Origin of the sequence: Delftia deserti (assembly GCF_042653485.1) — a bacterium.
In the GTDB taxonomy this organism is placed as follows: Bacteria; Pseudomonadota; Gammaproteobacteria; order Burkholderiales; family Burkholderiaceae_C; genus Comamonas; species Comamonas acidovorans.
The window spans coordinates 6,818,745-6,831,392 of sequence record NZ_JBHSIH010000001.1; the positions used below are offsets into that span (position 1 = coordinate 6,818,745).

Annotated in this window: 13 protein-coding genes and 2 pseudogenes; all 15 read right to left on the minus strand. The window is 63.2% G+C overall.

Features of this window, described 5'->3' with window-relative positions; genetic code table 11:
• Positions 1-102: 102 nt before the first annotated feature.
• Complete coding sequence (locus ACFPFG_RS32065) at positions 103-2,382, minus strand: helicase-related protein (RefSeq protein ID WP_380109953.1); 2,280 nt, start codon at positions 2,380-2,382, stop codon at positions 103-105.
• A gap of 135 nt (positions 2,383-2,517) precedes the next feature.
• Positions 2,518-2,823, minus strand: a complete 306-nt coding sequence (locus ACFPFG_RS32070) for a hypothetical protein (RefSeq protein WP_380109955.1) — start codon at positions 2,821-2,823, stop codon at positions 2,518-2,520.
• Positions 2,824-2,892: 69 nt separating this feature from the next.
• Positions 2,893-3,204 carry a hypothetical protein gene (locus ACFPFG_RS32075; protein WP_012251142.1) on the minus strand — a complete coding sequence of 104 codons (312 nt, stop codon included), beginning with the start codon at positions 3,202-3,204 and terminating at the stop codon, positions 2,893-2,895.
• Positions 3,205-3,306: 102 nt separating this feature from the next.
• On the minus strand, positions 3,307-4,428 hold the full coding sequence (locus ACFPFG_RS32080) for a DUF6094 domain-containing protein (protein WP_014596104.1): 1,122 nt from the start codon (positions 4,426-4,428) through the stop codon (positions 3,307-3,309).
• A gap of 103 nt (positions 4,429-4,531) precedes the next feature.
• Positions 4,532-5,143 (minus strand): annotated as a pseudogene (locus ACFPFG_RS32085) (hypothetical protein); the annotation flags it as partial.
• An 84-nt stretch (positions 5,144-5,227) separates the two neighbouring features.
• The gene (locus ACFPFG_RS32090; RefSeq protein WP_449757697.1) at positions 5,228-5,587 is read right to left on the minus strand and encodes a hypothetical protein; all 360 of its coding nucleotides are present in this window, start codon (positions 5,585-5,587) and stop codon (positions 5,228-5,230) included.
• A gap of 142 nt (positions 5,588-5,729) precedes the next feature.
• On the minus strand, positions 5,730-6,428 hold the full coding sequence (locus ACFPFG_RS32095; protein ID WP_012205968.1) for a DUF3275 family protein: 699 nt from the start codon (positions 6,426-6,428) through the stop codon (positions 5,730-5,732).
• A gap of 95 nt (positions 6,429-6,523) precedes the next feature.
• A complete protein-coding gene (locus ACFPFG_RS32100) occupies positions 6,524-7,351 on the minus strand; it encodes a DUF932 domain-containing protein (protein ID WP_012205967.1) in 828 nt (275 codons plus the stop codon).
• 150 nt (positions 7,352-7,501) lie between these two features.
• Entirely contained in the window at positions 7,502-8,416 is a 915-nt protein-coding gene (locus ACFPFG_RS32105; protein WP_026383897.1) for a DUF3577 domain-containing protein, read from the minus strand.
• A 378-nt stretch (positions 8,417-8,794) separates the two neighbouring features.
• Positions 8,795-9,607: a hypothetical protein gene (locus tag ACFPFG_RS32110; RefSeq protein ID WP_012205965.1), complete on the minus strand. Its 813-nt coding sequence runs from the start codon at positions 9,605-9,607 to the stop codon at positions 8,795-8,797.
• Between the two features lie 280 nt (positions 9,608-9,887).
• Positions 9,888-10,166 (minus strand): hypothetical protein, encoded by a 279-nt coding sequence (locus ACFPFG_RS32115; RefSeq protein WP_012205964.1) that lies wholly within the window; start codon positions 10,164-10,166, stop codon positions 9,888-9,890.
• 94 nt (positions 10,167-10,260) lie between these two features.
• Entirely contained in the window at positions 10,261-10,998 is a 738-nt protein-coding gene (locus ACFPFG_RS32120; protein WP_012205963.1) for a DUF5983 family protein, read from the minus strand.
• Positions 10,999-11,210: 212 nt separating this feature from the next.
• Positions 11,211-11,603: a hypothetical protein gene (locus ACFPFG_RS32125; protein WP_012205962.1), complete on the minus strand. Its 393-nt coding sequence runs from the start codon at positions 11,601-11,603 to the stop codon at positions 11,211-11,213.
• 21 nt (positions 11,604-11,624) lie between these two features.
• Entirely contained in the window at positions 11,625-11,837 is a 213-nt protein-coding gene (locus ACFPFG_RS32130; RefSeq protein ID WP_003158617.1) for a hypothetical protein, read from the minus strand.
• A gap of 329 nt (positions 11,838-12,166) precedes the next feature.
• Positions 12,167-12,397: pseudogene (locus ACFPFG_RS32135) on the minus strand (hypothetical protein); the annotation flags it as partial.
• Between the last annotated feature and the right edge of the window lie 251 nt (positions 12,398-12,648).

The window sequence follows — 12,648 nt, forward strand, 5'->3', positions numbered from 1 at the left end:
CGCCAAAGAAAAAACGCAGCCCCGCCCACGAAGAACGCGAGTGGGGCTGCAAGTTGTGAACAATAGAAAGCCGGCGGCGCTAGGCCGGCGATGGCGTGGAAATCAGGCGGTGACCAATTGCCGGGCCAGTGCGACCTCGACGGAATCACCGTCCTGATTCAGAACATCCAGCCCCGATTCGGGCACGTCGCCCGAGGTGGACTGCGAGACCATGATCTTCTTGGCCATCAGTTCCAGGCAGGTCATCTGCGAGGAACCGGCATAGCCGAGGTAGATCACGCGCACGGGCTGTTTCTGCCCGATGCGCCAGGAGCGGCGTGCTGCCTGTTGGAGCGAGTACACGTTGTAGCCACTTTGCATGAACACAATCGTCGGGAACTCCAACAAATCCAGTCCCGTCTTGACCAGCTCGGGATTGGTGACGAGCACGTCGATGCCACGGTCCAGTTGCTCGGCGATCCAGTCTTCTCGGCGGCTGGCATCCACGCTTGCGCGCAGTACCGCCACCTTGAAGCCTTCCTGCTCCAGCAGCCCCTTCAGGCGCGACGTGGTGTCGCGCGTGCCGGTATAGACCGTGTAGGCCAGAACGTTGCGGCCCTGTTCCTTCTCCGCTTTGCAGATATCGATCAGCTCACGCTCCTTGGGGCTGATCTCGAACTCATTGAACTGAGCCGGGACAAACGCCAAGGTGTTGCGCGTGCGCGGATGCACCACGGTCTCCGACCGGAAGCAGCAATCCGGCCAGGCCAGCAGCACGTTGAGCACCACCCCCAGCAAGGTCGTATCGCGTCGCGCCAGAGCCTGTTTCAGCTCTGCGGTCAGCCGACCCGCCAAATCGCGGTAGGCCGCAGCTTGCGCCACGTCCATCTGGACTTCACGAAACTCCTCGTCATACGGCGGCAGGACGTTGCCACCGATGTCCTTGAGCTTGAGAAAGATCGTGAACGGCAGGATGCAGCGCATGACGCCTTTCGGGCCGAAGCCGGGAGCCTTGACGGTGCGCACCGATACCTTGGTGCCCTTGGCCGTCTTGTGCGCCGTGCCGGCGCTCTCGGAGTAGATGTCCTTGAGGACGCCGTGATCGCGCATGAACGCCATCGCAGCCGAGGTCATGCTGCCGCTCGTGGTCGGGCGGTAGCCGTCTTCGATCATCCGTCCTGGCAGTGCCCGGAACAGCAGGTAGAACAGATCATCGCCGTAGCCGCCCATTAGCGTGCCGGTCAGCAGCAAGGTCTTGCGAGCCTTCGCCGCCAGCACGCCCATGGCCTGGCCCTGGGCACTGCCACCGTTCTTGTACTCGTGCGCCTCGTCGGCGATGAGCAGGTCGAACGTGCCTTGCGGCAGGTAGCGTTTGATGAATTCGGACGGTTGGTAGCCGCCCTCGCCAAAGCCAAACTCCATGTTGGCCATCGCACGTTCCATGCGCGTGGCCTGACGGTCGGAAAACACCAGCTCGCCGTTGCCATCCATGAGGTTGATGAACTCATGGATGTTGTCACCCAGCATCGAGGCCAGGAAGCCGTCACCGAACTTCTGCATCAACTTCTGCGCGGTGACTTCCCCGATGGTCGGGATGCGCTTCAAGGCTTTGAGGACGACCGAGGACTGGTCGCTGCCGGACAGGCTGCGCGGGCGGATCAGCGTCCACAGGGGCGCGGCGCAGTGGCTGCACTTCCTGCGGGACTCCTCGGCTTCGAGCCCGATCGGGTTGACCGGCTCGCCGTCGAGGTCGGTGATGAGCGTGCCGCAGTCCGGGCAGGCCGCCACGTCGCCGTGGCGGGTGCGCCGCTGGGTGAAGACCGGCTTCCAATGGAACCCCATCCGCATCCTGACGCGGCCCAGGATGAAAAACTCCTGGCCCGTGGGCTGCACACCCAACTGCTCGCGCAGCTTGATGAGCTTGACTAGCGTGTCCGGGCCATTGAGCACCCAGACCTTGGCACCAGCCACCGTCTCCTGGATCTCGCGCCGCCACTTGTAGACCAAGTGGGGAGGCGAAAGCACCAGGGTGCGGCGGTAGCCTTCGGCGTTGAGCACGGCGGCCGTGGCGATGCCGACGGTCGTCTTGCCGCAACCCATTTCGCCATTGACGATCGCAGCGCGCTCGCCTTGATCGACCAACAGCTCGGCGGCGGCATGGACAACTTCGGCCTGGGCCTGGAACAACTTGCGCTTGAGGCTGGCGACGACGAGTTGCCGCTGTGCTTGCGCTTGGCCGGTATAGACCGGCGGGTTGGCGCGGTTGAGAGAGTCGAGCAGTTCGTCGCCGAACTCGCCGACAAAATCCTGAAGGCTCAGGGTGAGAGGGTTGGATTCCGCTTCGAGCAGTTCGCCCTGTACGGGCTCTGCATCGTTAGCGGTGGTGTCGAGATCAACGGACATGGTGATGCTCCAAAGAAAAATGGGACATGCACCACCCCAGCGGGGCGATGGCATGCCCCGTGGTGGGTAGAGAGACGGCGAACCGTCAGTGGTTGGACAGTGCAGGCGCTCGTGGCCTGCGGTGACAACTCGCGGTCAGTACTCGGACGGCAGCACGATGCGGGTCGCGCTGCGATCTGCTTCGGTGAAGATGCGGATGCTCAGGTCACGGGTGACGACGTAAAACGAATCGAGGCGTTCACCAGACTCCAACGCAGCGTTGTTCTGTTGCCATTGGTAGTCGGCGACGTCGCCCCAGTCGCCACGCATGTGGCGTTCGAAAAACGGCATGGGATCGAGCCAGCCTTCGTTCATCAGGCGTTCGACGCTTTCGCTGAACTCCAGTGCACCGATCTCGAACAGCCGTTTGCGGCGATGCTTGTCATGTTGGTTGGATGTCATGTGGCTTTCTTCTGAGTAGAGGGGCTACAGCACCCTTGAGGGGTGTCGGTGGCCCCGCGTTGGAGAAGATCAGTACTCGCTGGGCAACAGCAGCGTGGTGACGCTGCGATCCCATTCGGTGATGATCCAGAGCTTCAGGCCGGGTGTGACCTGGTAGGAAGAGAACAGGCGATCCTCACCGGACTTCAGCGCGGCATCGTTCTGCCGCCTGTCGCTGTCGTCGAGGTCGCCCCAGTCGCCACCGAGGTGGCGGCGCAGATACGGAATCGGGTTGAATTGGCCCTGTTGGATCAGGTCATCGACGCCGCAGGTCATGACCACCTGGCCGGGCGAGAAGCGCAGGCTCGGGGTCTGGCTGATGGAAAGTGCTTGGGCTGCCATGGAAGGCTCCTGGAGATGGAGGGGCCACGGCACCCCATCGGGGCGACTGGACCCCGGTGGGTGGAAAAAATCGACGGCGAACCGCCGGCGGTGGAGAAACGATCAGCGAATGGTCAACACCTCGCCCCGCGTGGCGGAGCCAGGCGTCATGTCCCATGCACGGATGACAGGAACGAACTTGTCGGTGAGGATGCGGGTTTCGGCGATGGAGCCGTCGTCGCGTTCGGTGAATTCCCGCTGGAGCGTCTTGTCCTTGTGGGTGTCACCTTTGACGACGAGCACGCGCCCCGCCTTGGATTGCACGACTCCCGAGATCGCGCCTGCGGCCAAAGCCAGGGCGAGATGCCAGTGGGACAAGGCCCGCGCCGGTGGACGCAGCGTCTGCTGCGCGGCCCCCAACTGCGTATCCCGCGACGGCCAGAGGCCTTGCAGCCTGCCAACCTCATCGGCGAACTGCTCCGGCTCCATCGTCACGCGGAAGAAATGCCCCGGCTCTGCCGGGCTGGTGGGGACGATGTACGGCAGGAACGGCCATTCGCTCGGCAGCTCCTCGGCTTCGACTTCGCCAAGCCCAACCTGCAGCAGCAGATTGCGCACGGCCTTGACGCCATCGGGCGTCTGCTCGCGCTGGCGCACCCGGCGACCGAAGATCACCACCTGCTTGAACTGCGTTTCCACCGCTCGGTAGATCCGCAGATCGGTGTAGTGGCGTGTCAGCCAGCCGACCAGCTCGGCGTCGAGCACGTAGCCGGGAACGATGAAGACCAGCACGCCGCCGTACTGCAACAGGGGCAGCGTGCGCTGGTAGAACAGTTTTTCGAGGCGGGCACGGCCCTGACCCTGATAGCCAATGTTGCCGTTGACGTCCTTGGACAGGTCGCCATACGGCGGATTGAGCCAGAGCAGCCCAAAGGACTGTTTGGAGATCATCGTGTCCATCAGGTCCGCGTGCAGGCAGTGATCGACCAGGCCGCGGGCATGGCGCGCCCGCTCTGCGTCGAACTCGACGGCGAACGCCTTGGCATGCTCGCGCCCGAGGGCATGAGCCGCTTCGGCAATCGCCACGCCTTCGCCGGCGCAGGGATCGAGGATGCACATCGGCCCATTGGATTCAGGCGCACTGGGCATCAGTGCATTGAGGGCTCTTTCGAGCGTTGGTTCGTCGGTCGGGAAGTACCCGTTCTTCACGAAATTGCGGGCGAGCCGCGGGAACATGAGCGCCATGGAAGTCTCCTGGTTGGCGGGGATGATTGGCGAAGGCGCGCCTTGGCGTGCCTGCGCAGGTGGGCCAAGCCGCTACCGTTTCCGGCGTCCAAATCTTGGCCGGATAGGGATAGGCGGTGAGCACGTCACTGCGGATCAGCGAGCCGAGCGCCAGGGTCAGCGCCGGCACGTCGATGGCGAGCCGATGGCCCACCAAAGGCCCGAGGGCGAATGGCAGACGGGTCAGCATCTCGCGGCTTTGCAGCAGTTCCAGCACGGTTTCGCGCCAGTGGTCGAGCAACGGCAGTGGGCAGGTGTCCTGCACCAACGTCCACAGGCGGTCAAGCCGGTGGTCGCTATCGCGGGGCAGCAATGCCAGTGCGCTGGCGTTGGCCTTGTCGGGCTTGACGCAGCGCCGATCGAACAGCCACACGTTGGACAGCGAACCGAACAGCGTTCGCCGGTAGGCGCGGGTCATGCGCTTTTCCAGGCGATCGACGTTGCTGACGAACACCGGGACGCTGCTGCCCTGGTCGGTGATGAGGTGGAACTGCTCCAGGCCCTGCTCGTCGCGCCCGAGGGTCAGGCGAGCCAGGAACTGCTGGACGGCGGTGTCCCGTGCCCAGATCGACAGGAAGATCAGGTTGCCCTGGTCATCGCCGACGCAAGCGTCGGCCATCACGTCCGGGCATTCGTCGATGCGGTACAGCGTGGTGGAAGAAGTGTTTGCGGGCATGGTGGTGTCCTCGGATGAACGGGAACAGCACCGCCCGCAGGGGGCAAGCACTGCCCCTTGGGGTGGAAAAAAGGCGTCCCTGACTCAGACCGTCAGCGCCGTAGCTGGAGCTGTGGCTTCCTTGGATGTGCGCCGCCGCGCGTGGTAGGCGCGAACGCCTGCACGCCAGTCGGCGGATTGCTCCGGTGCGAGGTTCAGATAGGACAGCGGGCACGAGTAGTAGTACGGGTGCATGGATTCGTCCAGTGGCTTATAGCCCCACTGGCCGCCGCTGCGTTCCAGCAGATCGCAGCGGATGGTGCACAGGGACTGGCCCGGTGCGAGATCACGGTGTACGCCTTCGGCCTTGGCCGTCACTTGCACAACAGACCAGAGGACGTTGCCACGCAGCGCGTGGGCGATGACCTTCACGCTGGCGCGTTCGGTCTCTTGCGGTGCGATCAACTCCGCGATCAGTTCAGACCGCGATTGGGGTGAGAAATACCAGCCCATGAGAGGCCTCCTGGAAAAATTGAGCCAGAAGCCTCCCCGGTGGGGAAGACCCCCGGCGGGTGGATGAAGCACACTGCAGATGCGGTGCCCAGTACTACGCAGGTTGCAGTTCGGCCTGGCGGCTCCACTCCTGCGTCTTGAAGTCCAGCGCGTAGCCCAGTTCGCCCAGGCGGACGATCTGCGCGCGCAGGGTGCGGCGGTCGATGGTCGAATCCAGTTTCACGGACTCGCCCAGCGGCCAGAGCAAGCTGAACAGCGCGGCGTCGCCATCTTCGGTACTGCAGGGAGCAGTTGCCGCAGCGGGCGTCGGCGCATCCACGCCGAAGGGCGTGGTATCGACCAGCGGGTCTGTGGATGCCTGTACGGGTGCGGGCTTGGCGGGCCTGGAGGTTTTGCTGGGCTTGGCCGGTGTTGCCGGTGTTGTTGCAGGCTGTGCGCCCAGCTCTTCATCAAGTGGATCGAGGTCCTGGGTGGCGAAGCTGCGTGCTTCGTCACGGCTCAGTTTGTCGATGTCGTAGAGCGTCATTCCGTCCAGGCTGGCGCGGATCTCGAAGCGCATGCCGCCACCGACCGGGTAGGACTTCGGGAAGATGTACCTGATGATGAACTCCCCGTCGTACTTGCCTTCGGGGTATTGCTCCAGCTCCGGGTCCTTGACCTCGAACGTACCAAGGTGCGTGGCGAGGCGTCCGACCGTGAAGGGGCCGTTCTTGCCGCGGATGGTACGCAGCGTGAGCTGGCCGGGGACGATGATGGGCGAAACCGATTGCTCGGGTGCCGATTTGGCTGTCATGGTGGTACTCCTGATGATGAATGACAGACGGCTGGTGGCAGCCGGTGGATGAGAGGAGATGAACCTCGCCCGAGGTGGGCAAGGTCCACTTGGCATCACGCCTTGAGCTGGCGCATGCCTTCGGCCAGGAGCCACAACGCCCGGTTCAGGCGCAGGTTCTGGTCGATGCCTTGCACCGGGCGGGTGCGCTGATTGCGGCCATTGGCCGAGCGTCCATTCAGGCCCCCCTTGACGAGGTTCTCTTGGACACGGTTGAAGACGGCCCACAGGTCATCCCTGCGGTCGTCCCAGCGCCTGGGCGCGAGCAGTTGACGCTCCGTGACAGGCGTCGGCTTGGCAGGATCGTCGTACTTGAGTGCCAGCGCTGAGTGCGCGAAGATTTCTGCTTCGCCCTCATCGAGGGTGATGGTGCGCATCGCATCGCGCGAGTCCTTCACGCGCTCGAAGCCTTCAAGGACTTCGTAGGCGCCTTCGATCACCTGGCTGGCCACATCCCCCTTGTGCGGGACACGGATGTCGGCGGTGGTATCGCCGCAGACCAGGCCGTTGTGGCAGACGAATCTGAACATGCCTGCCAGCATCTGGTAACTGCTCGTGCCGTCGTGGCTGTTGAGCAGGATGATCTCGTTCGCCTCGTCGCCGTTGATCTGGCTGGCATGGCGAAGTCGGATGAGATGCTTGGTGTGCTCGCGCCGATCCTCGTTGCGCACGCGCGTCTGGCACACCATGAAGGGCTCGAAACCCTCCTGGCGCAGCTTGGCGAGCACGGTCGAGGTCGGTATGTAGGCATACCGCTCGGATCGGCTCCCATGCGGAGCGTCGGCGAAGATTGATGGAGCAATGGCGCGAATGCGGTCGTCCGAGAGCGGGCGATCTGAGCGCAGGATCGGGGACTGCGGAGCAAAACGGGATGCCAGAGACATGGCTGTTCTCCTGTTAAAAATGCGACAACCGCGCGGCCGTCTGACCACGCGGAACTCGGGGGAAGAAATGCGCGAGCGCGCTATGCGGATGGAGGACGCTGCAGATGCAGCAAGGAGAAGCGGCAAGGCCCCATGAGGGGCCATGCCGGATCAGAACGAAGCAGCCAATGCCGGCTCCTGCTCCTCGACTTCACCTTCGGGCTCGCACTCGGCGGGCTCGGCAGGCTGATCTGCAGCGGGGGCGGCGTCCTCGGCTTCGGGCGCGGGAGCGTCCTGGGCCGGCGGCGAATCTGCTTGCGCGGGGCTCGTCGGATAGACCTTGGTGCCGTCGATCTTGATCAGGCCGATGTGGATCAGTGTCGAATCCAGGCTTGCGGCCGGTTCCCCAGCGCGCTCACCCTTGGTGCGGATGTACGGATCGATCTTCATGTCGTTGAGACGGAAAGCGATCAGCACCTTGCAGTCCCCTTCGATGGCCTGCACGCACCGGCGAACCAGATGCTCGGCTTCAGGGGTGGTGACGATGGTGTCGAAGTACCGATACTCCGGTTCATCGACAGGCCCGGCCAGAGCGGCGACGGTGCAAGAGAGGAACGGGTCGCCATCTTTGGGTGTGACGTCCTTCGGACGGCTGAGGTAGCCGATGCCGCGGGTGACCAGCTCGTGCTGCCTGATCGAAGCCAGTTCGGCCCGGTCAAGCGGCTCGGCCTTGAGCAGTCGCGCCTTGAGGGACGCGGCGGCTTGGCCTTTCTGCTCACCCTTGTCGCGGATATACGCATCGCCCCACAGGTCGCCGAGGCGAAAGCGCACCAGTGGGCGCTGCTTGGGATCGTCAACGCCGATGTAGCGCTCGACCAGCTTCTTGGCCTCGGCACCCGAGACCTTGACGTCGAAATAGCGATAGCTGGGATCCTTTGCGGAACCGACCAGCGCGGCGATGGTGCATGCCAGGAAAGGCTGCGCACGGCGGCCGCCCCGAACAGGCACTTCACGGGCACGCTGGATGTAACCGATGCCCGAGGTGTGGAGGTCGAAATACGATTTCTCGTTGGACGTGGTGCTCATGGTGAATCTCCATAGGGATGAAGCGGAGACACACCGGCCCCACGCAGCGGGGAAAGGTGCGTAACCCCGCGATGGGTTGATAAGGCGAAAGCATCCACCACCAGAGACTGGTGGCCGCTCGCGGATGGATGCGGTGCGAGCTGGCTCGGTCACGCAGTGGGAACTGCGCCGCAACCTCGAAGACCGATGGTTGCCTGGCATGTCGCTGACAACGTCAGCAGGCATGGGCTCAGCATGGCCAGGCCTCGCGCGCGAGGCAGCCATCAATCGGTATCCGATCGATTCCCTTTGATGAAATCTCCCACGGCAGAAAAAAGGCCCTCCTTCCGAATGGAGGGAGAGCCTGTGGGGGCATGTCGCCTGGTACTTTTCGTGGTGTCACGCCGGTACAGCGCGGCGCCGTCGGGACGTCTCCGCGCCGATCACGCTCACGTCGATCAGGCGCCAGCGCCCGTCGTCTATGAGTCGCTCCAGCACTTCGCCGAGCATGTCGAAATACACCTCGTCGTGCCGATCGACCAACTCGCCGTCGCGGCGCAGCTCCACCGCATAGGTATCGCTGCCGGGCTGGTAGAGGATCGTCACCTGGCCGGCGAACTTCGCGGTCGAAACCGTGAAACTGATCGCCGGAGGCGTTTCGATGATCCTGGACGGCGTCGGATCGACCCAGGTGAAGTCGTGGGCGCCCGCATCGACCAGCATGTGGGTGATGCGCCGGAACCCGTCGGGCGCCGGCATTTCCTCCAACTGCTCGATGAGCTGACCCAGTTCCATGCACTGCGGCTCGGGAATGGGCAACTTGGCCGGCGCGGAGCCGAGGATGTGTGTCTTGACGGTGTAGGGCGTGCCGTCGGACATCATCTCGGTGCGCTCTTCTGGCGTGTCCGCACGCAGACCGTCGAAACGACGACGGGCATAGGGTTGGACATGCACCTTGGTGCCCTCGCTGGGAACGGTGGTCACCAGGTTGGGATCGAGTACCGCGAACTCGCTGGGCTTGAGCTTGACGACGATGGCGTCTTCACTGGCTGCGACCACCTTGCCGTCGAAGGGCTGGGGATCAATGACAAAGCCCAGTGTCGAGGACTGTGGCTGATCATCGAACACGCGGTACTTGAACGACCGCACGTTGCGGGGCACATGGCCTGCGACCAGCGAAGGCATCAGGGTCTTGATAAGAGAGCGATCCATGTGAATCTCCTTGAGGAAGAACAAGGGATTCCCCGCCCGCAAGGGAGAGGTCCCTTGTGGGTGGATGGGCGCGATGCGTCCGTAGAAAGAAACAACCAGCACGGTTTCCCGCGCTTGCAGCCTTGAAGGTCTTGGCTGCCTGGGCATGTGTCGGCAACGCCGACGAACATGGGGTAAAGATGGCCCTTGAGTGAGCGGCCTGCGCTCAGGAAACCGCACCGCGCCGCACCCGCTTTCCTGCGCCGCGACAAGAAAAGGCCCCTCGAAAGCGGCTGGGTGGTCAGACTTGGTACACGAAGTAGTGTTCGCGCTGACGTGGAAAGAACACGTGCTTCCACGAGTCGCCGCCGGTATTGCCGCCGTCGAAGACGACCATTTCGTAGGCATCAATGTCGGTGTCTGCCAGATCGGCGCTGGCGATATGGCGCATGTGCAGCATGCCGCTCAAGCGCTCGAATACCAGGATCTGGCCGATGGCGTCGTCCTGGCCCATGGCGTTGACGCAGGCTCCAAGCTGATGCTCGAAGTCGCGTGCGGGCGAGATGAGGTCGGGGAACATAAAGTGCTCCTATGGAATTGGACCAGCCCGGCTCCCAGAAAGGAGACGGGCTGGCATGGAGGGCAAAGAGGAAGGTGGGCGCGTGGTGTGTTTGCTAGGGCTCGGCCAGCGGCAGGCCCAGCAACACGGGCGCGTCAGCGTCGAGGATGAGGATGCGCACATCGGCCTGGCCAGCCAGCTCCAGGATGTTCGCCAGGTCGGCGGGCATGCCCTTGCTGCGGTGCTCCTGCCGAAGCTGCTCGGCGGTGATGCCCTCGGCGTGCTCCAGGTTCTTGTCCGTCCAGGGCGTGGAGATCAGCTTGACGCCGATCGCCGGGCTGTACGGAACCCGAAAGGCGATGAACAAAAAGGCCTCCGGCGTGGCAAGGTCCGCCAGGTTGGCGAGGTACTGGCCGGTTTCCTGGCTGATGTGCGCGCTGCTGATCTCCCAGCATCGGCTGTAGTAGCCGGTCTCGAAACTCAGGCGCTGCACAACTTCCCGCGCGGCTTCGACCGAATAGCTGTCACCGACGTGGATCAGGCGGCCGTCGAAGTCCTCGCCATGAATGGCATAGACCACGGCACCGATCACGCCTTCGCCGTTAACGCCTTCATCGGCATCGCATTCGGCCAGTGCTTCGGCACTCACAGGTTCAGAGCCGTTCGTGACCACCGCAAAATCGCTGGTGACGATGCAGGACGATGAAATCAATTCCTCGTCGGAAAGATGTTGTTGGCTCGGGTGGATGTTTCGCCAGACATGCGGAATTCCGTCCTCGTAGCTGATGGACAGCGTGCGGACGATCTTCAAATTCCAGTAGCCACGGAGAAAGGGATTGGGATTCTGGGACATGGGAACTCTCCAGATTGAATAATGGAGCCAATTCCCGCCACCGGGAATTGGACCCGGTGGGTTGAAAGGGGAAAATGCGTCAGTCGGCGCTGATCGTTGGCTTTGATTCAGCCGCTTTACGCTGGGCAACGGAAAGGAAATCGAGGGACATGGCTGTGTGGGCGCATGTCCCTCGTGGGGAACGAAAAGACGGGGGTGTGCCGGAAACGGGCTCACCAGCCGCTGTAGTTCAGCATCAAGTCGGCAATGACCTTGCGGCGTTCCAAGTCGAGACCGTCGAAGTCCGACAGCCCGTGGAAATGGCAGCGTTTGAGCATGGCACCGCCCTCGTGCGCGTTGTAGAAGCTGACCATGGCGGACAGAAACATGCGTTGCCCGCTGCTCAGGACACCGAGGGCATCGTTGAGCCGCAGCATGTTGGGACGCAGATCCCACTTGCTTTTGGCCTGGTTCAGGCCGTCACGGGTGCCGTCGCCGAACCATTCGGGGCCAGCGATCTCGGCACCACGCTTCCATGCCTCGAAGAAGGCTTGGGGCGCGGCAGCGAAATGCTGCTCTTCCCGCATGATCTGATCGACGACTTCCTGCGGCAGCAGTTGATTCATGGCGTGATTCCTCCAGTTGGATCAGGGAATGGCGAGCTGGGACCAGCCGCCTCTTTCGAGGGCACGTTGAGCCGCCGCATGGCTGCGGAAGTACTCGTGCGATTCCCGCGAAACGGGACCTTCGGTATCGCGCGTGCCGATGTAGTGGCCGGCGGCGCTTTGCAGGACTTCGAGCGGCAGGAACTTGCCGCAATAGGTCAAGGCCAACTGGCCGAAAGAGGCTTTGTGGGACATGGGTAGGCTCCTTGGAAAAGCGGGGCCTTGTCCCTCACGGGATGGCAGCTCCCGCACGCGGTGGATAAAAAGCATCGGCGTCACGGGGACGCGTGTCCGCAGACTTGATGCGATACGGACTGGCGGGTTACGCGGGAAGAACCCACGGCAGCCTGGAACCCATGGCTGCTGGCATGTGCTGACGAATCAGCGAACATGCGGGCAGCTTCGTCCGGGGGCCGCGCTGCGTCAGTTGGAAAATGACATTCGGCCCAGCCCGGATTGATGGGCGCAGAGACAGAAAACCCGCATCGAGTGCGGGCTGTCAGGGGGGGCGTGGGTGCGTTGGCTCACTCGGTCGTGTCGCCCAGGACATGCTGCTTCCACAGGGCGAATGCCTCGTCCTGTCCCAGTTCGGCCAGGACCACAATGGGTTGCGCCTGCCGCGCACGCAGCGAAGCGAAATACGCCTTACGGTCGGCGATGGCCTTGAGATTGATGCCATCGATGAACAGCAGTTTGCCGCCCTTGATGAACAGCACCTTGTTGCCAAGGTCGCGCTCGAACGCGGCTCGTACTTTCTCCGGTTGTTGCATGCGTCGGTTTCCTGTTGCTGTGGCCGGCCGTTGGCTCGGAACGTTGATCGGCGAGATGAAGATGCCGAAGGCTCGCTGACCTTCGGCTCGGGAGGAAATAACCACCCGTGGGCTGTTGCAGGCGCGGTCGTCGCTAGAACCGTCTGCTCATCAGCAATCACACCCGGCCCATGTCGTGGCTGGGGCCGGCATCGTCTGGCGCACATCCGCGCACAAAGGGAGCCCGTTTTTGCGCC